The sequence below is a fragment of the Marinomonas primoryensis genome (genome assembly GCF_013372285.1).
In the GTDB taxonomy this organism is placed as follows: Bacteria; Pseudomonadota; Gammaproteobacteria; order Pseudomonadales; family Marinomonadaceae; genus Marinomonas; species Marinomonas primoryensis.
Genome location: NZ_CP054301.1, coordinates 2892501 through 2915424 on the forward strand (window position 1 = coordinate 2892501; position 22924 = coordinate 2915424).

A 22924-nucleotide genomic window follows, 5' to 3' on the forward strand; every position below is an offset into this window, starting at 1 on the left:
TAGATGCGCTCCTCAAGTAACGATTCTTTAATAATATCGTCCAGATCAAAAACGCCTGTTTTACCAGCCTCACCTTCTACGGTAATAGTCCAAGGTCTTGTTTGGAGTTGAGAAGATTTTTCTTTGGGATCACTTTTACCGTAGCCAAACTCATAGAAATTATTGTACGAGGTCGCAACATCATATGGCGACACTTTTTCACTTCGACCATAAGCTGCTTCTACTATATTTTGGAATGAGGATTTGAGCGAGGGTGAAGGAGACAAAGGATTCCCCTCCTGTAAAGCAGCAGCGACATGACCTATGTTGCCAACACCTAAAACAACACCACCGGTTACTTTCATGAATTGACGACGATTTAAGTAAACAGACTCATCTGTTATTTGAGATTCCGAGCAATCTGAAGCTTTTTTGTTACGAATAAGCATGTGCGTGTCCCCTCTTAATATTTTAGATATTGACAGGGGCTCACGCAGCTAGTTCAAAATAGTTCTGTATAAGACAACTAAATCATCATTTTTTACACAGACTAGCGCAATCGCTTAAAAACAATCCCAAGCGGGCCCCATAGACCATAAAGGCAAAAAACACTCATCAGCACTAATGCAGGCTCAAGCGCAATAAACACTAGAACAAGCACCGCTATCAAGAACACCACAAAAGGAACGCGCCCTTTCACATTAAGATCTTTAAAACTGCGGTACTTTACATTACTGACCATTAACAAACCGACAATGGGAACTAACAATGCCATAAGAGTCGCTAAACTCTCTCCAGAAACGCCCTTATCATTAGCCGCCCAAATAACCCCTGCCACAATTGCGGCAGCCGCTGGACTGGGTAAACCTGTGAAATAGCGTTTTTCCTCTACCGCCAGCATCGTATTAAAGCGAGCAAGTCGAAGCGCGGCACCAACAGCATAAACAAAAGCGGCAATCCAACCCGCTTTACCAAGCGGCGCTAAGGACCAAGTAAAAACAACTAGAGCTGGAGCGATACCAAAAGACACCATATCAGCAAGGGAGTCGTACTCAGCACCAAACGCGCTTTGAGTTCTTGTCATGCGAGCCACACGACCATCCAAACCATCAAGAACCATCGAGATAAATATAGCGACAGCAGCGTGGGTAAAATCACCGTTCATAGCCGCTATAATAGAATAAAAACCAGAAAACAATGCGGCAGTCGTGAATAAATTCGGCAATAAATACACCCCTTTATGGGGTTGCTTTTTATCATCACCAACATCGACATCTTCGACCGGTGTTTTTTTCACATCATCTATAGACATATCAAAAACCTTTATATACTCGCGAATTGTTTATACAAGCTTAGCAAAAGAACGCTTAGCCGCTTCTATCGTAAAATCAATATCTTCTTCTGTGTGTGCTTGGGATATAAATCCAGCCTCAAAAGCAGCCGGAGCAAAATACACACCCTCTTCAAGCATATAATGAAAAAACGCCTTGAAATACTCTAAATTACAACGCTGCACGTCTGCAAAACCCTGCACAGATTCAGCATCCGTGAAGAAAAAACCAAACATTCCTCCAACGCTCACCACACAAAAAGGCACACCTACGTCGTCTGCAGCTTTTTTCAATCCAGCAACAAGGCGAGTCGCTTTAGCGCCTAATGTCTGATGAAAACCTGCTTCACTAATTTTATTTAGAACCGCCAAGCCAGCGACCATCGCAACAGGATTACCAGACAAAGTACCCGCCTGATAGACCGGCCCTAATGGTGAGATACACTCCATAATCGCTCGTTTTCCACCAAAAGCACCAACGGGCATTCCGGCACCTATAACTTTACCCAACGTCGTTAAATCTGGAACGATATCAAAATATTCCTGAGCGCCTCCTAAAGCGACACGAAAACCAGTCATCACTTCATCAAAAATCAAAACAGCACCAGACTCATCACATACTTGACGCAAGGTTTGTAAAAAACCATCTATTGGCAAAATGCAATTCATATTGCCGGCTACAGGCTCCACTATAATGCAGGCAATCTGATCGCCTATCTCAGAAAAGCAGCGTTTCACTTCTTCAATATCATTATATTGCAAAGTAATCGTATGCTTAGCCAAGTCAGCTGGAACACCTGGAGAACTAGGCATACCCAGTGTCAAAGCACCTGAACCCGCTTTAACCAATAATGAGTCTGAATGTCCGTGATAACACCCTTCAAACTTGACGATTTTATCACGTCCTGTATAACCTCGAGCCAAGCGAATCGCACTCATAGTGGCTTCGGTACCTGAGTTCACCATGCGCACCATATCCATAGAGGGCACAAGCTCACAGACTTTCTCAGCCATAGTGATCTCGACTTCTGTCGGTGCCCCAAAGCTTAAACCGTAATCAAGCTGCTTCCTAACCGCATCCAATACATCTGGGTGAGAATGACCTAGAATCATTGGACCCCAAGAACCTACATAATCTACATAACGCTGTTTATCTTCATCATAAACATAAGCACCTTCGCCTCGCTGAAAAAAGATAGGCGTTCCACCCACACCATTGAATGCTCGTACTGGAGAGTTAACGCCTCCGGGAATACGATGCTGAGCTCGTGTGTATAAATCTTCTGACCGACTCATATTTTTTTCAAATCCTATAACTAATAATTTAATTCGCTCTAAAGCAAAATAAGCAGTTTACCCACTGTGCGGTTAAAGCTCATTTACTAGACTCTATAACTGAATACCAATGACTAAATCTGTGTTGAAAAGTACAACACGAACTAGTCACTTTTTAATAAAAACTGATCAAGACGATGTCGAGAAACACGACGAAAAGAGGAATCCGATAATGCCACCAATACCTCTACTGAGTCGGTTTTTTGAAACCAATGCCACATAGACTCTAATGATGACGGCTCATCAATCAATGGCACAATATTCGACTCCAAAGTCAGCGACAAATCCATCACCGCAATATCATCTATAAAAACAAGCCACAATTGAGGCCCCAAATCCAGAGTCTGCAAAGAATCTAATACAGAGATTCGATGCACCAAATGCCAATCACCATCACTCTCAAATGCGATATAGTCTACCATACTTGACGCTAAATTTTTTGCCTGCTCAAGAGGAACACGTGCAGGCAACAATACAATATCTTCCGAAACGGGCTTGACAGTATGGTGTCGAAGGTAGCGCTGAAAAGGGCTAATAGTCGAAGACATTCCTATATAGCTCAATCGCTCAACAAATACCGACTCTTGATGAAAAAACACTCTCATTAACAAACAAGCCAATACGACAACAAACAAAGCAGGGATGATAGCCTCAGAGGAGTGAGTCATCTCAATAATAGCAACCAAGGCCGTTAACGGTGCCTGGAAACAAGCTGCCATCATTGCCGCCATTCCAAGCAATGCAAACAAAGCAACATCATTATCAAATATCAAAGCGATCTGAACACCAGCCAACCCGCCAATAATGAAAGTTGGCCCTATCATCCCACCAGGAATGCCTAGCCCAATAGTAAATGCCGTTAATGCCGTTTTAACCACTATCAACAAAAAAAGAGAATATAGAATTACATCGCCAGATAACAAATGCGTAAGCGAGCTATAGCCACTCCCTAACGCTTCCGGCAAATAAACCGCGGCCAAAGACGTTGCGATGGCGACTGACATAAATCGCACCCAAACAGACAACCCACTTAAACGCCATAAGGCTTTTTGCGTATGCAGAAACAACGCCGACAACAAAACAATTAGAACCACTAAGGCAAAACAAGCAAAAAATAAATCCATCGAGAAAACCACCAACGATAAATCGCCGATACTAAAAATATCCAAAGGCCCTATTAGATAGTGACTCACCAACGTCGCAACCACCGAAGACAGTAATACCGGCAATACGTAACGCTGTCGGTATTCTAAAAAAATCACCTCAAAAGCAAACAAAACACCCGCAAGTGGCGTTTGAAATATTGCAGAAATAGCGCCAGCAACGCCACAAGCCAAAAGGGTTTCAACACCATATTGGGGCAATTTCGCTTTTTCTGCTAAATAACCTCCTAAAGTGGCGCCAAGATGAACGGCTGGCCCCTCTTTACCAATAGAGAGTCCTCCAATCAAACCAATTGCCGCAGTAAAAAATTGAACGACTCCATTCCATAAGGGCAAATTACCGTTATGATAATTAAGCCTTTCTACAACATAGGGAACACCAACCTTATGAAGTCGAGAAGGCAATAGAGTAAACACCAATGCCAACACAATACAGGCAAGCAAAGAAAGCCCAACACGCCATTCCACAGGTAAGGATTCGAACGTATCAAAATCTGTTCCAATAATATATCGCGCAGGCAAATAGATCGCAGCATAAAAAAATGCCATCAAGAGCCCACTTAACAAACCACACAAAGCGCCCAGTAGTGCCAGTATAAGCAAATCGTCGTATGACCTTGCTCCACTAGACCATTTTTCCTTTAGATTTAACTTTTTCAGATCACGGCTCCACTCAAATAATGCAAGAAAAAAACCAAACCATTCAATCCGTTATATTAAAAATTCGTAATCGTCTCAATATAGGCATAAATAATAGACATCTACCATCGATCAAGACGATTTGCTAAGCACATGTGTGTCACTATTTTGTTCAAATTTGGCCAACTGTCCATTTCACTACGGATGACATTTAGTCGAGTCATTGAATTTGCCTGAACCAAAAGTAGTAAATCTAAATCTCCGCTAATAGAATGCGCCAGCTTTACTTCAGGTATCGCGTCAATCAATGGTTGCACAAGATCACACGATAATGGACGAAATGTTAACGCCAAGTACGCAGTTACACCGTCTTCTTTTGAAATTGAAGTATGGGCATGATATCCGGTAATAGTACGATTATCTTCCATACGTCGAATTCGTTCAGTCACTGCTGAACGAGACAAATTAACTTGTCGACTGATATCCGAAACAGAAAGTCGAGCATCATCCACAAGCAAGGCTAATATTTTTTGATCATAGTGATCTGCCACCCAACGCTCCTCTCTTATTATGTGTAATCCAAATTGACGGCCACTCAGACAAAGTGCGCCTTAATGGGGTCAACTTGTATGGCGTATTGTTTATCGCATTATTTTATCCTTAGCTATACAAAATAACAGCTGGATAAAGGCAAACAAATGACCCATTACAAAAAAACGCTCGGACCACTACAAGGTATGGCGATGACGGTGACCACTTTTATTGGCACCGGATTGATGATCTTACCCGCCATGTCTGTGTCACAGGCTGGGTCATTTGCCTTTTACGCTTGGTTAATCACCGCCGTCATGATTATCCCCATTGCATTTATTTTTGCAGCACTCGGTTCGAAGTACCCTTCTGCTGGCGGCGCTTCTCATTATATCGGACGCGCATTCGGCTCACGCTACGAAAAAGCTGTAGGCTGGTTGTTTCTGAGTATTCTATTAGTCGGTCCAGCGGTCGCCATTAAAGTGGCGGCGGCGTATTTAACCATCATATTCAAAACATCAGACGAATGGATTCTTATCTTTAGTCTTTTAACATTAGTCGGCATGCTCATCTTTGCCATAATAGGCATGCAAACGTCCGCTCGTTTTCAAACCGGTATTGTCATTGTGATGATTGGCACCATCATTTGGCTCTGTTTTATTGGAGACATTCAAGACAGCCGCCAAGTCATTAAAGCCCCTTCAAACGCCTTTGAATGGCAACAAACTTTATACGCCACGGGCGTCATATTCTGGTGTTTTTTAGGCATCGAAGTCATGGCACACATGGGCGCAGAGTTTAAAAACCCAACACGTGACTTTCCAATTGCATTACTAGGTGGCATCGTCATTGTTATACTCGCCTACTTAAGCTTGGTACTGTTAATTGCCTGGCACCACACTTACGGCGACGAAGTTACTAACAGCCAATCTCTCGCCTTACTGGTAAGTAAATTAATGGGCGAAACCAGCAGTCGACTCTTCGCGGTTGGGGCTTATGCCATCGCGTTCGCCAACGTCGCTATTTATATTTTAGGCTTTTCTCGCATGGTGCAATCTATGGCACAACAAGGCGCATTACCAAAAACCTTTATCAGTCTGAATAAAAATGGCGCACCAGCAAAAGCGGTATTACTAGTTGGTTCAATTACACTACTCTCCATTGTTTTTTCCGAATTATCAGGCTGGAAAATGGCGTGGTTTATTGAAATGACAAATGGCAGCTTTTTGATCATATACACATTAACCTGCATCGCGGCGCTAAAATTGGTGAGTCGAACCATTCGCCCTGTCGCGATTATTGCCTTAGTCAGTTGCAGCTTCATGGTGCTTTTTATTGGACAAAGCATGATGTTCGCCTTAATCGTTTTCTGTCTAGCATTGAGTTATGAATACATGAAAGCACCAAAAAGCCCCATCAAAGACTCAAAACTTCCTGTACAATAGTCGCCATTGTTATTGACCTTATACAGAGCAACGCACTTCACGTTGCATACAACGCACAAGTAGGAGAGTTTTATGCCATTATTAGACAGCTTTCGTGTCGACCACACACGTATGGACGCACCAGCCGTCCGCATAGCAAAATCCATGTCCACACCAAGCGGTGACGACATCACAGTTTTTGATTTACGTTTCTGCGTACCAAATGAAGAAATTCTTTCAGAGCGAGGCATTCATACTCTTGAGCATTTGTTTGCTGGTTTTATGCGAAACCACCTAAACGGTGATGGCGTAGAGATCATTGATATCTCTCCAATGGGCTGCCGCACTGGTTTTTACATGAGCTTAATCGGCACACCTTCCGAAGACAAAGTAGCAACGTCTTGGAAGTCTGCCATGGAAGATGTTCTTAAAGTAAAAGCAAAAAGCGATATTCCAGAACTAAACGAATATCAGTGCGGTACTTACGAAATGCACTCCCTAGAAGAAGCACAAGAAATTGCAAAAATGATTCTAGACCGTGGTGTAAAAGTAAACAGCAATGAAGAGCTGTACTTGAGCGAAGAATTCTTAAAAGAACACAGCTAATAATTTTTGCTGTAGAAAGAATAAAAAAGGTGGCTATATGCCTAATACTGTTCACTTAAGGGTTGAATTTAATTGAACAGTCTCAGAAAATCCGATTAGGCTTTCTTAATCGGATTTTTTTGTGTCTATTCAGCAGTTACTTCTTAGCATCGATGAACTTCATTCATTCTCAGATCACTCGACCTTCACCCAGAATATTCCTGTTGAATGGATCGAGTCTGCATTAACCCTTTCTTCAAAAGCGAGCATCAGACGACGACGTCTACCTGAAGATCAAGTTCTTTGGCTAGTGTTAGGTATGGCTCTTTTTCGGGATGAAGCGATCGAAGAAGTGGCGAGACGCTTAAATATTTGTTCGGAAGGATTAGCGTCGGAGCAGCTCCTTGCCAAAAGTGGCGTATCTCAAGCGAGGCAGCGCCTTGGTTCTGATCCTATGCAGTGGCTTTTTCAGCGTACAGGTGAACATTGGGCCAATGAGCGATTTGCTCAGGATGATTGGCAAGGGCTGCAAGTATTCGCAATAGATGGTGTCGTTTTTCGCACCCCGGACACACCAGAGTTACGAGAACACTTCGGTAGCGCTAGCAATACAACCGTCAAGCAAAGCGCCTATCCGTTATTGCGTTGTGTCGCTCTGATGAATACGCATTCTCACATTATTCTAGATACTCAGATTGGACGTTATCGAAAAGCTGAAACGCCATTAGCTGAAGCTATGTTAGATAAAATTCCTGATCGCAGTATCACACTCCTAGATCGAAATTTTTGGAGTGCTAATCTCATGCATACCTTGATGAACGGAGGGAATAAACGACACTGGTTAATCCCAAAACGCAGCAATACTGTGTATGAGGTCATTGAAGAATACGGAGACGGTGATGCGTTATGGCGTATGAAAGTCTCCCCACAAGCACGCAAAAAGAACCCCAGTCTGCCTGAATACTGGGATGCACGAGCCATAACCTATGACGTTCAAGGTAAAGCTAAGACGGTACTGACATCACTTCCTATCAGTAACTATCCTGCTGACAAGATTGCTCAGTTGTATCATCAGCGATGGGAAATTGAACTGGGATTTCGTGACATCAAATCTTCCATGCTTAACAACGCCATTACGTTGCGCAGTAAGAAAGTCGATTTAATCTATCAAGAAATGTGGGGGATGCTACTGGCATACAACATCGTGCGTCGAGAGGCGAGTCATGCGGCGGCATCACATGGTCAACGAGCGAGCGATGTGCGTTTTAAAATGGCGTTTACTTTTATTGCTTCCAACTTGATCGTGATGGCAGCGGCTAAGCCAGAATCGAAGACAGGAATGCGCCTTAAGGAGCTAAGGTCTGGGGTGTGTAATTTGTTTTTGGAGAGAAAGAAAGCGAGGCCTAATCGGCCTCGCGTGGTGAAAACAATCAAAGGCGAGATATCCGGTATCTCATGATAACAATTCCGCTTAAGTGAACAGCATTAGGCTATATGCCACCTTTTTACTTAAGTCAGTTTGCTTTAGCTTCTGCTTGAAGACGCCAATAATATACTCGCAAACATAAATACACTTCCCATACTTTTATTTAACTTGATCATCCCTTTTTGACTCTTAATCAATCGACGAATTTGTTTGCCGCTGACAGCGTAAACATACCCAGAAATAAATTCACAAATGATAAAAGTCACGCCAATCATAAAAAACTGTGGTGCAACGGGTAAACTCAAATCCAGAAGCTGAGGGAAAATGGCAGTAAAAATCAAAATCGCTTTTGGGTTACTGATCGCGATCAAAAACTCTTGTCGTATTCTAGAAAAATGCCCTCGGGAGATCACACCGTTCTCCAACTCATGCTGATCCAGTGCAACTGCCGCACTACGCCATGTTTTAATACCTATATAAAGTAAATAAATGACTCCCAACCATTTTACAATATTGAACCAAAACGCAGAGGTGACAATGACCGCACCAAGCCCTAGTGCTGACACCGTCATTAAAATAACGAAAGCAACATTACGCCCTAATACCGCAATAATGGCTTTTTGAGGTCCAACCTGCATGCCGTTATACATAGCCGTAAAATTGTTAGGCCCTGGAGACAGAGCCAATAATAGTAAAAAAGGCGCGGTAACAAACCATATCTGCCAGTCCATTGTATTTTCCTCACTTTGTTAAAAACGACCATCATTCAATTATCAGACACTAAAGAAGCATGCTTAAAAATGCAATTGTCTACCTAAGCTGGATTTGAGTATTCATCTCCATAAAGTTTAACTTTTTTAAATCATGGTATCGATGTTATAGCGCACCCAATAAGGTGTATAAAACACAAAACGATGATGTATTTAGATTCATAAAGCAAAACCATCAATTTACTTTGGCATCCAAAGCTTAGCGCATGAATAACCTTTCATTTCGGCTGTGGAAACAGAACAGCTCTCCGTAAAATAGCGACTCCTTTATCAATGACCAGAGATTCACTATGTCTATTGCACACCTTTTATTATGGGCCACGGCCGCTATTTGGGGATTTGCCTTTGTCGCCCAAAGCGTTGGTATGGAGAACCTCGGGCCACACAGCTTCAATGCCATGCGCTTCTTATTAGCAACATTGTCGCTCCTACCTTTATTATTAATCTTCAAACCAAAAAAATCGCAAAATAATCGTAAGCTGTGGCTAGGAGGCCTCACCGCTGGAGGGTGTCTATTCTTAGGTTTTACTTGCCAACAAATAGGTCTGCAGTACACGACGGCAGGAAATGCTGGCTTTATCACCAGCATGTACATTGTGTTTGTGCCAATTTTGGGACTTATGCTAGGTCATAAAACAGAAAGACACACTTGGGTTGGTGTTGGGTTGGCCTTAGTCGGATTATATAGCCTGACGGTAGGGCCCAATTTATCCATCAACAAAGGCGATGCTATCGAGCTATTGGGTACACTATTTTGGACTTGCCATGTTTTGCTTATTGCCTATCTGTCTCGCTCAGTGTCCGCTTTACCACTTTCTATCGTGCAATTCTCCATCGCCACGGTACTCGCCTCTATTATGGCATTTGCATTAGAAACACCCACATTAGAAAATATTAAGATGGCTTGGTGGCCACTAGTTTACGCGGGCGTCGCTTCTTCTGGCATTGCATTCACATTACAAACATTGGGACAAAAAAATGTCTCACCAAGCATTAGCGCACTCATTTTATCGTCTGAAGCAGTATTTGCGGTTATTGGCGGCTGGATATTCATGCAGGAAACCCTTTCAACTCGGGCTCTTATCGGCTGCGGTTTCATCATGACTGGAATGATCATTAGCCAGTGGCCGCGCAAAGCAAAAACCGCCGCAGAGCTAGTGTAAGCACAACTTAATCAAGCTCCATTTCAGCCCCTTTTTCTATATTTTCAGGCATCTCTCGTGACACTGGGGTTGAAAGTACCATCATGGTATTAGTGTCACTTAAATCAATTAAGCGCTCTAATAGCGCGTCCAATAAAGACATAGAACGTACTGCCACTCTAAGTACAAAAGCATAAGGACCCGTCACGTTATGGCACGAAATCACCTCGTCCAAACTAAGCACTAACGCTTTAAATTCACGCTCTTTAGCCCGGTACACTTGGCATTCGACTAGTGCAGTTATTGGAATGCCGATTTTTTCCAGATTGATTTTTGCACCATAGCCCGTAATAACACCAGTCTCTTCTAGCTTTCGGACTCGCTCAGCAATCGCTGGAGCAGAGAGGTGTACTAGCTTACCAAGCTCGGCATAGGTTAAACGGCCATTTCTTTCCAATAACTTAATCAATTTCCAATTCGTTTTATCCATTAAAAAACCTTTTATTCTTCACACATAAAAAAGCCGCGAACAATCGCGGCTTTTTAAGTTTAGCTACCTACAACGCGATTACAAAGACAGTGTCTTCTCACCACGTGCGATGCCAGAGACACCCGTTCGAACGACTTCAAGTAAATGAGCGCCGCCCAACGCTTGTATAAACCCATCTAATTTATCCGATTCGCCAACGATTTGAATCGTGTAGATAGACGGTGTCATATCAACAATGTTACCGCGGAAAATATCAACCGTGCGTTTTACTTCTGCACGTTGCGCTCCCGTTGCACGAACTTTCACCAACATCAATTCACGTTCAATGTGCTGACCTTCGGTTAAGTCCACCAGCTTGATCACATCAATAAGCTTATTCAGTTGCTTAGTGATTTGCTCTACTACTTGGTCAGAACCGTAGGTTGTCAATGTCAAACGAGATAATGTTGAATCATCCGTTGCGGCTACGTTCAAAGATTCGATGTTAAAGTTACGCTGAGAAAACAAACCAACAACTCGCGACAAAGCACCTGGCTCGTTTTCCATCAATACAGAAATAATATGTCGCATAATTAGGTTCGCTCCGTCTTGCTCAAGAACATATCGCGCATCGCACCACGAGGCACTAGCATTGGATATACATGTTCTTCTGGATCCACGTAACAGTTGATGAAGACCAATCGGTCTGTCATGGCAAACGCTTCTTCCATTTTACTATCAAGTTCTTCTTTGGTTCTGATTTCAACGTATTTATGGCGATAAGCGTCCATCAATATTTTAAAGTCTGGCAAAGAATCCATGAATGAATTCGAGTAACGCCCTTCATAATTCATGTCTTGCCATTGGCGAACCATGCCTAAGTAACCATTATTCAAACACAAAATTTTAACCGGTAAACCGTACTGCAAACAGGTAGAAAGCTCTTGAATATTCATCTGAATACTGCCTTCGCCTGTGACACAAACAACGGTTTCTTCAGGGAAACTCAACTTCACACCCATGGCAGCTGGAAGACCAAAACCCATTGTACCCAGACCACCAGAGTTCACCCAACGATTTGGCTTATCAAATTTATAATACTGCGCAGCAAACATTTGGTGCTGACCGACATCAGACGCGACAAAGGCATCACCTTTAGTGGCACGCCAGCACGCTTCAATCGCAGCTTGAGGTTTGATCTTATCGCTGCTCGTATCATAACGACCACCGTGCACCAAACGCCATTCATTGATTTGCTTCCACCAGCTAACGAGCGCTTCAGTATTAGAAGTTCCACCCTCGACCAAGGACAACATTTCTTCTAAAACCTGACGAACAGGGCCAACAATAGGCACATCCGAGCGAATCGTTTTAGAAATAGCAGCAGGATCAATATCAATGTGAATGATTTTAGCGCCAGGACAAAACTTGTCAGGATCATTGGTCACGCGATCATCAAAACGAGCACCAACAGCAAGAATCACATCACTGTGATGCATGGTCATATTCGCTTCATATGCGCCGTGCATTCCCAACATACCAACAAACTGTTTGTCTGTGCCTGGGTATCCACCCAAGCCCATCAAAGTATTGGTCACAGGAACATTCAAGGATTTGGCTAGATTCAGAAGCAAATCAGATGCACCGCCCATAATGACGCCACCACCAGCATAGATAATTGGACGCTTGGCCGCCAATAATAGCTCAACGGCTTTTTTGATCTGACCACTGTGACCTTTTGTTGGTGGCGTATAAGAACGAATAGAAACAGACTCAGGGTATTTATATTCGTATTTATCACCTGGCATGGTCATGTCTTTTGGCACATCAATGACAACAGGACCAGGACGACCGGTATTGGCAATGTAATACGCCTTTTTCAGGATCATAGGAATTTCAGAAGGGTGCTTAACCGTAAAGCTGTGCTTCACAATTGGACGTGACACACCAATCATATCGGTTTCTTGGAACGCATCTTCACCAATCAGGTAACTCATAACCTGGCCACAAATAATGACCATGGGAATGGAATCCATGTAAGCCGTCGCAATGCCTGTCACCGTATTTGTCGCACCTGGACCAGAGGTAACGAGAACCGTGCCCGCCTTACCTGTTGCACGAGCATAGCCATCCGCCATGTGCGTTGCCGCTTGTTCATGCCTAACCAGAATGTGCTTTACATCAGACTGACGATGCAAGGCATCGTATATATGAAGTGCGGCACCACCTGGGTAACCATAGATATATTCAACTCCCTCATCTTTGAGGAAGCGGGCGATCATTTCACCACCGGATAATAACTCCACCTTGTTACCCTCTATTAAGTATTCATCTGTCTTTAAAAATTTCAAACTACGGCTATTGTAACCGCATAAGACAGGTAGATTAAAGTTGATAGAACGATGTTTGCAAAACTAACTGAGGTAACTTTTAAAAATGAAGAACATTTACATAAAAGTAAGAAACACTCAAACGCAATAAATCGCAGTTGTTACACTGCCCGCGTCTTTTCGCGAGGAAAAGCATAAAGTAACGATATTACGCCACAACATACTTGTGCTTATCAGAATAAATCTGACTGAGATGGGCTAGTGGCCCATAAAAAGGAGTCATCGACAGGGTGTCGTCGAATTATATAGCCTTTCATTCTGTCTTCACTCCTAACTTTTGTCAACACAAAGCACGCATAAAAACTTGCTCTAACCTACGCTTCATGATGTTATAGCGACATAATTTGATTAGGAGTTTTACCATGGCCAATGAGCTCAACAAACAACGCGTTATTGATGAATTTTTACGCTGTTTTCGTAAAATGTTGATTGATCCAGAACTGGCGGGAGAATTAGTCCGCATCGCGAAAGAAAATATCAACGAGCCCAATGCTTACCAACGTATTGCAGAAGAAGTGTCGAATCAAACAACATTGAAAATCCAAGAAGACCATACCGAAGCAGACCGCATGTTCATCAAGCTTTTGATGGATGTTGTTAAAGGTGACTCTCTGCTTTACTAGTTTTTCGCTCTTTTCGCTAGGCTGAACGTTCCGGCCTAGCGCCAGATATTTCGGTACTCATTTGCTTCCTTCGTTTTTATCCAGTTCAGACGACTTAAATCTACTTGCTGATGACATTAAGTCATGGGCAATTGACTTCGGCTTCGCTGAGGCCCGTATTGTCGAGCCTGACCTAGCACAATACAAAGATGAATTTAACGAGTGGCTTAATAACCAATATCACGCTGGCATGGACTATCTCGCCAACCACGGTGACATGCGATTTTACCCAGAACAGTTACACCCAGGTACTCGCCGAGTCATTTCCTTGCGGATGAACTACTTACCGCAATCGGTCGAAACAGTTGGGCGTTTAAAAACAAAAAACAAAGCTTACATCGCACGCTATGCCCTGGGACGTGATTACCATAAATTAATACGTAAACGTCTAACTCAACTGGCAAAAAAAATTGAGCAACGCGTCGGTGATCATGGCTACCGTGCTTTTGTCGACAGCGCCCCTATTTTAGAAAGACAAATCGCCGAGCAAGCCGGAATGGGGTGGATTGGTAAAAACACTTTATTACTCACACCCAAAGCAGGTAGCTGGTTTTTGCTCGGCGAGATATTCACCAACCTTCCGCTTCCTGTCGACGCCCCCACTCAGACCAAACATTGTGGCAGCTGTACAGCGTGCCTCACTCAATGCCCAACCGATGCATTCGTCGAACCTTGGGTACTCGATGCAGGCAAATGCATTTCCTACCTAACCATTGAACATAAAGGCCCGATTCCCGAGGAACTACGCAGTAAAATGGGCAATCGAATCTTTGGCTGTGACGATTGCCAACTGGTTTGTCCTTGGACAAAATTTGCAAAATACACAGAAGAAGACGACTTTCAGCCTAGGCACAATTTAGACTCTGCAGGTCTGATTGAGTTATTTGAATGGGATGAAGAAACCTTTTTAAAGAACACCGAAGGCTCCCCTATTCGACGCACAGGTTATGAAAACTGGCGTAGAAACATTGCCGTTGCACTAGGCAATGCTCCAACCAATAAAGAAACGACCGAATCGCTTAAACGTGCGCTCATCAGTTCATCAGACTTAGTGAAAGAACACGTTATTTGGGCATTGCAGCAACACAAAGAATAATTTTATCTAGATAAACTGCATTTTCTATTGTCGCGAATACCGCAACAACCCTTCTTGTGCCGTCGATGCAACCAACTCACCTTTTTGATTAAAAATTTGTCCGCGTACAAACCCTCTTGCCGAGCTGGCAGACGGAGAATCTGCCACATAAAGCAACCACTCATCTAACCGAAAAGGACGATGAAACCAAATCGCATGATCCAGACTGGCAATGGTTAAATACGGATTACCAATAGACAATCCATGAGGCATTAAGGCGGTTTCAATAAAGCCGTAATCCGTTGTATAAGCCAACATAGACTGATGAACTAGCGCATCGTCAGGCAACGCCGCCACACTGCGAATCCACATATGTCGCTTGGCGATGCCTGGGCGCGGTCGAAATGGGTTCTGATTTTCTACAATTCGATACTCAATCGGGCGATCCGCCGTAAATAAATCTCTTACTTTTTCGGGTATTTCGTCTGAGTGAGCTCTGAAAAGCGACAATTCAGATTTGAACGATTCTGGTCCCGGCACATTTGGCATCGCATCTTGATGATCTAGCCCCACTTCTTTAATATGAAAAGACACCGTCATTGCTAAAATGCTTTTTCCAAATTGTGAGGCAATTACTCGCCTCACACTAAAACTGCCACCGTCGCGAACCACTTCAACATCGTATTCAATGGGATGCGCAGAATCACCAGGGCGTAAAAAGTAGCAATGGAGTGAATGCGGAAAGCGCCCTTCTACTGTTTGTGTTGCTGCACTCAATCCTTGGCCAATAACTTGACCGCCAAATAATTTCGGGAAGCCTATGTCTTGGCTCCGCCCAATAAACTGAGTAGCTGATATTCGCTCTAACTTCAGTAGACCTATTAAATGGTTAACGACTTGACTCACCATTACTCTCCTGCAAATTATAAATATCTGTATTATGCCGCTTTTTACGTGACGTTTTTAACAGGAAATCGGCATAATTTGAAAATAATACCCAAATACCGTCTAAATCTTTTTACCGCTTTGCTAAATAGGCGTTTTTTTGCTTTGATGGACCGCTATCTTTTGGGGTATTTTTCTTGGCTACATCCGCTTTAATCGATCCATTTGGTCGAAAAATAGATTACTTACGTATTTCTGTTACTGACAGATGCGATTTTCGCTGCACCTATTGTATGGATGAAGACGTCTCTTTTTTGGCTAGAGAACATATTTTGTCTTTAGAGGAAATTGTTCATGTAGCAAAAACCTTTATTTCAATGGGAACCAAGCGTATTCGGATTACTGGTGGTGAGCCTTTAGTCCGCAAAAATATATTATGGGCAATAGAACAAATCGCCAACACTAACGGTTTAGAAGAACTAACTATTACCACCAATGGCTCACAGCTATATAAGATGGCTCAAAACTTACTTAATGCTGGCGTATCTCGTATTAATATCAGTCTCGATACATTAAAAGCCGATCGATTTTACGCGCTAACGCGTAGAGATAAATTCCAGCAAGTTATCAATGGCATAGAAGCTGTCAGCGAACTGCCTTTCAAAAGATTAAAAATCAACAGCGTTATGCTCAAGAACCATAATGATGATGAATTATTCGATCTTGCACGCTTTGCGTTAGAGCGTAAAATGGACATCAGTTTTATTGAAGAAATGCCGTTGGGCGTTATTAGCGACCACGATCGCGCCGCAACTTATTTATCCAGTGATGATGTTATTGAAACGCTCAGTGAACACTACGAACTTACCCCCAGTTCAATGACAACTAGCGGGCCGACAAGCTACTATCAGGTAGCAGGTTACGATCATAAAATTGGTGTTATTTCACCTCACAGTCATAATTTTTGTGATACCTGTAATCGAGTCAGACTTACCGCTGAGGGTCGATTATTACTTTGCTTAGGCAATGAACACTCAAAAGACTTAAAAGGTGTGATTCGAAATACATCAGCCGATTCAATAACATTAGAAAGCGCTATTATCGACGCGTTAGCACTTAAACCACTTCAACATCATTTCAACCTCGATGAAGCCCCACAAATTTTACGTTTTATGAGCGCAACAGGAGGCTAACAAGGAATCTCATGGCTAAAACACCTTCCCCATTTCGACCACTAAAAATCAGCGTATTAACGGTTTCGGATACACGATCACTCGCTGAAGATACCTCTGGCGACGCTCTCGTTGAATTATTAAGCAACGCTGGCCATACGCTCAGCAGTCGAGAAATCGTAAAAGACGACGTTTACCAAATGCGCGCGGTAGTTTCGAACTGGATCGCCGATAAAGGAATTCATGTTGTACTGATCACTGGCGGAACGGGGCTTTACAACCGAGACAGTACGCCAGAAGCAATGACACCGCTTTTCGATAAAACCATCGAAGGATTTGGTGAATTATTTCGACAAATATCATACGACGAAATTGGCACTTCCACTATTCAGTCCCGTGCGATTGCAGGCCTAGCCAACCAAACACTGATTTTTTGTTTACCTGGTTCAACGGGCGCATGCAAAACCGCATGGAATGGTATTTTAGAAGAGCAACTTAACGCTTCACACAGACCCTGCAACTTTGTCAGTATGTTAATTGGGCCACTTGCACCAACTCAGCACGAGGCTTAAGTACCATGTCGACCATGCTTACGTTTGAAGACGCATTGCAAGAAATAAAACAAAGCGCCACATTGCGCGTTGTACCCCAAACGATCGCTCTGTCGAATGCAGCAGGAAGAATTCTTGCAAAAGACATTGTCGCAGATATTTTTGTACCGCCCTACGACAACAGTGCAATGGATGGTTACGCGCTCGCTAGTGGCGACTGGCAAGCCGATAAAGCCTTTACCATCAGCCAACGTGTTCCTGCAGGGCAGTCAGCGCAACCTTTAGTTCCAGGGACATGCGCTCGTATTTTTACCGGCGCCAATATCCCGAGCGGCGCGGACACTGTCATCATGCAAGAAGATGCCAAATGTGTTGATGATCATATTGCCTTTGCACACCCCCCAAAAAAAGGCGACAACATTCGTCCCAAGGGACAAGACATGCAAGCAGGCCAAACCGTGATAAAAGCAGGTGAGAAGATCTCACCAATGCATATTGGTTTACTCTCTAGTCTTGGCATTACAAACATTACTGTTTATAAGCTATTACGAGTAGGAATACTCACCACCGGAGACGAACTCATTCCAGCGGGTGAGACTTTAAAAGCTGGGCAAATTTATAATTCTAATGGCCCAATGCTTAAAGCTCTGGTTACGCAAGCGGGTCACCAGGTTGAGCAATGCCTTCACGCCGCGGACTCACCAGAAGACACTGAAGCCGCACTAAAAACATTACTGCAATCTTGTGATGTTATTCTTTCCTCTGGTGGCGTTTCTGTCGGTGAAGAAGATCATGTAAAAGGCGTTCTAGAAAAGCTTGGCACAGTACACCTCTGGAAAATCGCCATCAAACCTGGCAAGCCGCTTGTTCATGCGACACTTGAAGGCATTCCATTCTTAGGCTTACCAGGAAACCCCAGCTCAACCTTAGTCACTTACCATTGGTTTGCTCGGTTGTTATTGTCGATTTGCTCTGGCCAAAAAGCAGAACTTCCTCCCTCTTACTTAGTGGATGCGGGGTTTAATCGTACGAACCCCATTCAACGAGATGAGTTCTTACGCGTTTTTATTGGGCAAGACGGCTTGGCTTATGCTCACCCACAACAAAGCTCTGGCGCGTTATTAGCAGCTTGTGAAAGCCAAGGTTACTTGCATGTAAAAGCGAATACTCAGATTGAATACGGCTGTTCTTATTCTTTTTATCCTTTCTCTGGTTTCTAGCGTCGCCCTTTTCAAATATCTCACCTAGACTACAAGTAGCGTGCTAAACAATCCGCGCGCTACTTTCCTATCACTAGAAGGCAATAATAATGAGAGACGTAGAGTGGGAAACCTCCCTTTATGAACATCAGCACGCAATGATAAAGCGCCTTGATGCCTTTAGAAAAAGATCTGCTTCAGTGGCATATTCTAAAGACGAAATAATGGTGATCGAGCATTCATTTCAATTGCTTGTCGCTTCTATGCTAGACCTTGCTCGGTATGTTTTGAAGCATCATTACAAAACAGATATTTCTTCACGAAAAGAAGTCCTTCATGCGCTTATTTTGAATAAGGATGTGACCTATGAGCAAGCAGAACAAATTAAGTTTCTGGTCGTATTGCGAGACAAGATACTCCACGACTATTTAGAGGAAAGCTTTGTAAATTTAGAAGAAGCAATGACACTTAGACGATATAGCCTAGTGGAAGTATTAACCAAAGAATGGATAACACGCTTATCAAGTCCTACTTGATAAGCGTTAACAATACATATCAGGCTGAAGCGTCGACAAAAGCTTTTCTCAATAACCCTCGAAACCAGACATGAGCTGCGTCATGTTGGAAACGTTCATGCCAAATCATCGAATAATCAAACTCTCGAGTAATAAATGGCAGTTCATGCAACACTATTTCAGATACCGTTTCCACCATATCCTCTGCAAAAAGCCTCGGTACGGTCAATAATAAATCGCTGTCCATAACAACTCTTGCCGCTGGGACAAAATTCGGTAAATGAACAGAAACCTGCCGTTTATACCCCATTTTGTCTAGTTCGCGATCAACTGCAAAATACTCTCTTCGACCTAATACAACTTGCACATGATTGGCCTTCAAATAGCTATCCAATGTTAAAGCATCTTGAATATCTGGGTGATTTTTACGAGCCAAACACACCATAGAATCGCTTTTCAAACGCATTGCACGAATCGCCGCAGGCGGCTCTTTCGATAAAACAGCGACCGCAACATCGATACTGGTTTGATCCAACTCTGTCACCATATCTTCATTCCAGGATTTAACGTCTAAAATAGCGCCTGGCGCTTCTTGACGAAATTGATCGAGGATTTTAGGTAAAACAGTCAAAGTACCAAAGTCAGTGGTCGACAGAATAAAACGACGCTTACTGGTTTGTGGAGTGAATTCACTGGGTTGAATCAGGCTTTCAAGCCCTTTTAGCGTATCTGCTAAAAGCGGCGCTAGGTTCTGAGTCTTAGCGGTAGCGGAAAGACCATGAGAGGTTCGGATAAACAATGGGTCGTCGAACACATCCCGTAACCGCGATAATGACCGGCTAACAGCAGGCTGGGAAACACTGAGTCGCGTCGCGGCTTTTGTCACATTAAGTTCTTCGATTAAAACCTGAAAGACATACAGTAAATTCAAATCGATATCAGACAATCTTATTTCTGACAAAACAACACCTCGCCCAAGCTTGTTATAGTTATAACAGAGAATCATAACAAGCTTTTAGAGATGACAATAGCAGTCTCTATCTTGAGCGTAAAAAATCACCACCAAACGATAACAACAACGCATTTTCTTTCATCGTCATTACTAAACAGACAGCGCACGAATCTGTGCAGACGTCATGCCTAACAAATACAAAATACCTTCTAAGCCAAGATTATTCATTGGGCATGGAGCCTGCTCTCGAACCAAAGGTTTCGCATGCAAAGCCACGCCTAAAGCGGCATGATTCAACATCAACAAATCATTGGCACCATCTCCACACGCTATGGATTGCTTCCAATCAACACCTTGCTCTTCAACGATGTTCGTCAATAAAAGTTTCTTGCGCTCACCATCAACAATCGCGCCTAAATGCTTACCGGTTAACTCACCATCTTGGATTTCTAAAACATTAGCATGCACTTCCGTCATACCATATTCCACTTGGACTCGATCCGCAAAATAGGTAAAGCCGCCAGATAAAATAGCCGTGTGCCACCCATAATGATGTAAAGCGGACATCAAGGTTCCAATACCATCCATGTGCTGAATTCTGTGATACACACCGTCCATGACCTCACTACTCAAACCTTTTAAAAGTGCCAACCGCTGTACGAAACTTTCTACAAAATCAATCTCTCCTCGCATTGCACTCGCCGTCACCGCAGAGATCTGCTCTCCAATACCGGCCTCTACGGCTAATTCATCCATAACTTCCGCTTTAATCAGTGTTGAATCCATATCAAAAACCGCCACACCAACTGTGTGGATGTCTAACATAGTCGACTGATATATATGGTCAACTCCCGTGCTATCAGACAAGGCTAAAAGTTCAGTTCGAATTGATGCACTGTTCACAGCCTCGCTTTCTAGTACCACTTGTACAACAGAAACCAAATCTTGATTATCCGTCAATCGACGTGGTGCGCCCTTTAGTCCGCATTTGTCTAACCAGACGCTAAATTGATCAAGGTATTCAGGGCTCAAAGACCCCATAAGAGTAATACTGGCAGACATAAACACTCCAAATTCAATAAGACGCCTACTATAGCAAATCGTTTTCTTTTCGCTAAGCACCTGTTCTACTTTAAAGAATTCAGAAAACGGCCGTTATGATGTGTATACTTTAGTCATTGTTTTACGAGTTACCCAAAGGAAGTGAATGGACACCCAACCTAAAACTAAGCCCCTCACCGCTTTTATACGCAAAAAACTGAGTGCCTCCGTTGTCACCGTTGCCACCTTTATTGCGCTTATGGTGCTCACCGTGTGCATTTTTTGGTATACCATGACCCACGCATTGGGAAACTATTTATCTCAACAAACCGAAGTACTAGGCAGTAGCTTAGCAACTCAAGCTGCCTTTAATGCCACACAATCCATACTCACCAATGACTTACTAAGTTTAAATGTATTGCTCAATCGTTTGGTTGTCGATGACAATATTTTAAGCGCTCGAGTTTACAATAAAAAAGACGAATTACTTGCTGAAGCAGACAGTGATAACTCAGGACGGCAATCAGAAGGCGATTTTCGGCCAAACGATAAACGCCGAGTTTACAGTTCGAGCATAAAGTTTAGAGATGAAATTGTCGGTCATGTATTGATTACACTGGACAAGACCCCCGCTCAGGCCACGTTACAGCACCTTAATAATCTATTAATTGGCGTTGCTATTTTCATCAGCACCATTTCGCTATTGTTCATCATTTTAATAACAAGGTGGCTTTTTACGCCAATCAATGAAGCCTCTTCTGCGCTTATTACTTATAGCAAAGGCCTGCATAAAAACCCGCTAGTGACGCCGATTTATAAAGAAGCAAGAGAACTCCATAACGCGGTTGAAGCGATACAAGCCTTAAAACCACCTAAAGAAGTCGTAGAAAAATCAACAAAACCGGTAGCAGACATAGACATTATTGCCGCCGTAAAAAAAGCTCAGTTTGAGATCAATTTCGATGCCATATTCGAAGAATCCAAACAGCGCAGTTGTCTTCTTTATTTTGACATTCTGAACATAGAAAAATGGCATGAAGACATGACACCTCTGCAAGTGGCAAATTTATTAACACCCATTTATCGAGCCATTTTTCAAGCCAGCGAAATCTACTTGGGACAAGTGCATCAGTACAAAAACGATTCGGCTGTCATACTTTTCAGTGCCCACAATTGTGAAGATAAGCTTTACCTTAACGCCGTGAGTACCGCTCAACTTTTCTTAGGCTTAGTTGATAAATTATTGGAAAATGAACTCTATAAAGACACCTCAAAACTTAACTTTCACTTAGGGCTCCATCAAGGTAATGCTCAGCTTACTAATATGGTGAAGGAAAACCATTTCGAGCCAGATAAAGTCGACATACTTTTAAATAATGTCCATCAATTAAAACAATCGGAAAGTATTAATAAACTGGTCATTAGTGATGATATTTTCACCTTATCCCACATACAAAACCGTGTTTTTACAGGCCTTCCAGAGATTATTGAAAATGATGGAAAGGAGGTCTTAGCCTATGAAGTGAAAGGCATGTCTGACAAATATAAAAAACAAATCCAGCAACATATTGTTGAAATTACTGAGCCAAATCTACAAAAAGACATGCTATAGAATTCATGAGAAATACATTACAAGCAAAAAAAAATTACAGGCGGAAAAAGTACAGGCAAAAAAAAGACCCGTATAAA

The 22924-nt window shown here is 42.9% G+C and carries 22 protein-coding genes and 1 pseudogene (1 of these 23 running past the window's edge); 11 read left to right on the plus strand and 12 right to left on the minus strand.

Features of this window, described 5'->3' with window-relative positions:
- From msrP to MP3633_RS13415, 5 genes are all read right to left on the minus strand, one after another.
- Positions 1-428, minus strand: the beginning of a protein-coding gene (msrP, locus tag MP3633_RS13395) for a protein-methionine-sulfoxide reductase catalytic subunit MsrP (RefSeq protein ID WP_176335917.1). The gene continues 565 nt to the left of window position 1, outside the view; only the first 428 of its 993 coding nucleotides appear in the window; its start codon is at positions 426-428; its stop codon lies beyond the left edge, outside the window.
- 101 nt (positions 429-529) lie between these two features.
- Positions 530-1291, minus strand: a complete 762-nt coding sequence (gene pssA / locus MP3633_RS13400) for a CDP-diacylglycerol--serine O-phosphatidyltransferase (protein ID WP_112137364.1) — start codon at positions 1289-1291, stop codon at positions 530-532.
- Between the two features lie 30 nt (positions 1292-1321).
- Positions 1322-2605, minus strand: coding sequence for a glutamate-1-semialdehyde 2,1-aminomutase (gene hemL, locus MP3633_RS13405; protein WP_176335918.1), 1284 nt, complete (start codon positions 2603-2605; stop codon positions 1322-1324).
- Between the two features lie 143 nt (positions 2606-2748).
- Entirely contained in the window at positions 2749-4410 is a 1662-nt protein-coding gene (locus tag MP3633_RS13410) for a chloride channel protein (protein WP_244959647.1), read from the minus strand.
- 158 nt (positions 4411-4568) lie between these two features.
- Positions 4569-4997, minus strand: a complete 429-nt coding sequence (locus MP3633_RS13415) for an Lrp/AsnC family transcriptional regulator (RefSeq protein ID WP_112137358.1) — start codon at positions 4995-4997, stop codon at positions 4569-4571.
- 147 nt (positions 4998-5144) lie between these two features.
- Here MP3633_RS13415 and yjeH point away from each other — a divergent pair, with 147 nt between their 5' ends.
- The 3 genes and pseudogenes from yjeH to MP3633_RS13430 all read left to right on the plus strand — a co-directional run bounded on the left by yjeH (position 5145) and on the right by MP3633_RS13430 (position 8461).
- Positions 5145-6422 (plus strand): L-methionine/branched-chain amino acid transporter, encoded by a 1278-nt coding sequence (gene yjeH, locus MP3633_RS13420; protein ID WP_176335919.1) that lies wholly within the window; start codon positions 5145-5147, stop codon positions 6420-6422.
- 72 nt (positions 6423-6494) lie between these two features.
- Positions 6495-7007: an S-ribosylhomocysteine lyase gene (gene luxS / locus MP3633_RS13425; protein WP_176335920.1), complete on the plus strand. Its 513-nt coding sequence runs from the start codon at positions 6495-6497 to the stop codon at positions 7005-7007.
- A 127-nt stretch (positions 7008-7134) separates the two neighbouring features.
- Positions 7135-8461: pseudogene (locus tag MP3633_RS13430) on the plus strand (IS4 family transposase).
- Positions 8462-8510: 49 nt separating this feature from the next.
- Here the strand turns inward: MP3633_RS13430 and MP3633_RS13435 are convergent.
- On the minus strand, positions 8511-9143 hold the full coding sequence (locus MP3633_RS13435; RefSeq protein ID WP_176335921.1) for a LysE family translocator: 633 nt from the start codon (positions 9141-9143) through the stop codon (positions 8511-8513).
- Positions 9144-9472: 329 nt separating this feature from the next.
- On the opposite strand from MP3633_RS13435, the gene MP3633_RS13440 reads away from it, so the two are divergent.
- Positions 9473-10345 (plus strand): DMT family transporter, encoded by an 873-nt coding sequence (locus MP3633_RS13440; RefSeq protein WP_176335922.1) that lies wholly within the window; start codon positions 9473-9475, stop codon positions 10343-10345.
- Between the two features lie 7 nt (positions 10346-10352).
- On the opposite strand, the gene MP3633_RS13445 is transcribed toward MP3633_RS13440, so the two are convergent.
- The 3 genes from MP3633_RS13445 to MP3633_RS13455 form a co-directional block, all read right to left on the minus strand.
- Positions 10353-10814 (minus strand): Lrp/AsnC family transcriptional regulator, encoded by a 462-nt coding sequence (locus MP3633_RS13445; RefSeq protein ID WP_176335923.1) that lies wholly within the window; start codon positions 10812-10814, stop codon positions 10353-10355.
- A gap of 78 nt (positions 10815-10892) precedes the next feature.
- Complete coding sequence (gene ilvN / locus MP3633_RS13450) at positions 10893-11384, minus strand: acetolactate synthase small subunit (RefSeq protein ID WP_112137347.1); 492 nt, start codon at positions 11382-11384, stop codon at positions 10893-10895.
- Positions 11385-11386: 2 nt separating this feature from the next.
- The gene (locus MP3633_RS13455) at positions 11387-13099 is read right to left on the minus strand and encodes an acetolactate synthase 3 large subunit (protein ID WP_112137345.1); all 1713 of its coding nucleotides are present in this window, start codon (positions 13097-13099) and stop codon (positions 11387-11389) included.
- Positions 13100-13545: 446 nt separating this feature from the next.
- Here MP3633_RS13455 and MP3633_RS13460 point away from each other — a divergent pair, with 446 nt between their 5' ends.
- Both MP3633_RS13460 and queG read left to right on the plus strand, forming a co-directional pair.
- On the plus strand, positions 13546-13806 hold the full coding sequence (locus tag MP3633_RS13460) for a hypothetical protein (RefSeq protein WP_112137344.1): 261 nt from the start codon (positions 13546-13548) through the stop codon (positions 13804-13806).
- Positions 13807-13867: 61 nt separating this feature from the next.
- On the plus strand, positions 13868-14941 hold the full coding sequence (gene queG / locus MP3633_RS13465; RefSeq protein WP_176335924.1) for a tRNA epoxyqueuosine(34) reductase QueG: 1074 nt from the start codon (positions 13868-13870) through the stop codon (positions 14939-14941).
- A 24-nt stretch (positions 14942-14965) separates the two neighbouring features.
- Here the strand turns inward: queG and MP3633_RS13470 are convergent, their stop codons facing one another.
- Positions 14966-15826: an acyl-CoA thioesterase gene (locus tag MP3633_RS13470; protein WP_176336817.1), complete on the minus strand. Its 861-nt coding sequence runs from the start codon at positions 15824-15826 to the stop codon at positions 14966-14968.
- A gap of 176 nt (positions 15827-16002) precedes the next feature.
- Here MP3633_RS13470 and moaA point away from each other — a divergent pair, with 176 nt between their 5' ends.
- From moaA to MP3633_RS13490, 4 genes are all read left to right on the plus strand, one after another.
- Positions 16003-16998 carry a GTP 3',8-cyclase MoaA gene (moaA, locus tag MP3633_RS13475; RefSeq protein WP_112137340.1) on the plus strand — a complete coding sequence of 332 codons (996 nt, stop codon included), beginning with the start codon at positions 16003-16005 and terminating at the stop codon, positions 16996-16998.
- A gap of 11 nt (positions 16999-17009) precedes the next feature.
- Positions 17010-17549 carry a molybdenum cofactor biosynthesis protein B gene (moaB, locus tag MP3633_RS13480; protein WP_176335925.1) on the plus strand — a complete coding sequence of 180 codons (540 nt, stop codon included), beginning with the start codon at positions 17010-17012 and terminating at the stop codon, positions 17547-17549.
- Between the two features lie 5 nt (positions 17550-17554).
- On the plus strand, positions 17555-18748 hold the full coding sequence (locus MP3633_RS13485) for a molybdopterin molybdotransferase MoeA (protein WP_176335926.1): 1194 nt from the start codon (positions 17555-17557) through the stop codon (positions 18746-18748).
- Positions 18749-18837: 89 nt separating this feature from the next.
- Entirely contained in the window at positions 18838-19263 is a 426-nt protein-coding gene (locus MP3633_RS13490; RefSeq protein WP_176335927.1) for a hypothetical protein, read from the plus strand.
- Between the two features lie 19 nt (positions 19264-19282).
- Here the strand turns inward: MP3633_RS13490 and MP3633_RS13495 are convergent, their stop codons facing one another.
- Entirely contained in the window at positions 19283-20203 is a 921-nt protein-coding gene (locus MP3633_RS13495) for a LysR family transcriptional regulator (protein WP_244959649.1), read from the minus strand.
- A gap of 141 nt (positions 20204-20344) precedes the next feature.
- The gene (gene serB, locus MP3633_RS13500) at positions 20345-21256 is read right to left on the minus strand and encodes a phosphoserine phosphatase SerB (protein ID WP_176335929.1); all 912 of its coding nucleotides are present in this window, start codon (positions 21254-21256) and stop codon (positions 20345-20347) included.
- Positions 21257-21401: 145 nt separating this feature from the next.
- Between serB and MP3633_RS13505 the strand changes: the two genes are divergently transcribed.
- A complete protein-coding gene (locus tag MP3633_RS13505) occupies positions 21402-22847 on the plus strand; it encodes a YtjB family periplasmic protein (protein WP_176335930.1) in 1446 nt (481 codons plus the stop codon).
- The last annotated feature ends 77 nt before the right edge of the window (positions 22848-22924 follow it).

What these genes read in the sequence shown, in the direction of transcription:
- pssA (WP_112137364.1), bottom strand. Translation starts at nt 1,291, where the DNA reads ATGTCTATAGATGATGTGAAAAAAACACCGGTCGAAGATGTCGATGTT.
- hemL (WP_176335918.1), bottom strand. Translation starts at nt 2,605, where the DNA reads ATGAGTCGGTCAGAAGATTTATACACACGAGCTCAGCATCGTATTCCC.
- yjeH (WP_176335919.1), top strand. Translation starts at nt 5,145, where the DNA reads ATGACCCATTACAAAAAAACGCTCGGACCACTACAAGGTATGGCGATG.
- luxS (WP_176335920.1), top strand. Translation starts at nt 6,495, where the DNA reads ATGCCATTATTAGACAGCTTTCGTGTCGACCACACACGTATGGACGCA.
- MP3633_RS13435 (WP_176335921.1), bottom strand. Translation starts at nt 9,143, where the DNA reads ATGGACTGGCAGATATGGTTTGTTACCGCGCCTTTTTTACTATTATTG.
- MP3633_RS13440 (WP_176335922.1), top strand. Translation starts at nt 9,473, where the DNA reads ATGTCTATTGCACACCTTTTATTATGGGCCACGGCCGCTATTTGGGGA.
- MP3633_RS13445 (WP_176335923.1), bottom strand. Translation starts at nt 10,814, where the DNA reads ATGGATAAAACGAATTGGAAATTGATTAAGTTATTGGAAAGAAATGGC.
- ilvN (WP_112137347.1), bottom strand. Translation starts at nt 11,384, where the DNA reads ATGCGACATATTATTTCTGTATTGATGGAAAACGAGCCAGGTGCTTTG.
- MP3633_RS13460 (WP_112137344.1), top strand. Translation starts at nt 13,546, where the DNA reads ATGGCCAATGAGCTCAACAAACAACGCGTTATTGATGAATTTTTACGC.
- moaB (WP_176335925.1), top strand. Translation starts at nt 17,010, where the DNA reads ATGGCTAAAACACCTTCCCCATTTCGACCACTAAAAATCAGCGTATTA.
- MP3633_RS13485 (WP_176335926.1), top strand. Translation starts at nt 17,555, where the DNA reads ATGTCGACCATGCTTACGTTTGAAGACGCATTGCAAGAAATAAAACAA.
- MP3633_RS13490 (WP_176335927.1), top strand. Translation starts at nt 18,838, where the DNA reads ATGAGAGACGTAGAGTGGGAAACCTCCCTTTATGAACATCAGCACGCA.
- serB (WP_176335929.1), bottom strand. Translation starts at nt 21,256, where the DNA reads ATGTCTGCCAGTATTACTCTTATGGGGTCTTTGAGCCCTGAATACCTT.
- MP3633_RS13505 (WP_176335930.1), top strand. Translation starts at nt 21,402, where the DNA reads ATGGACACCCAACCTAAAACTAAGCCCCTCACCGCTTTTATACGCAAA.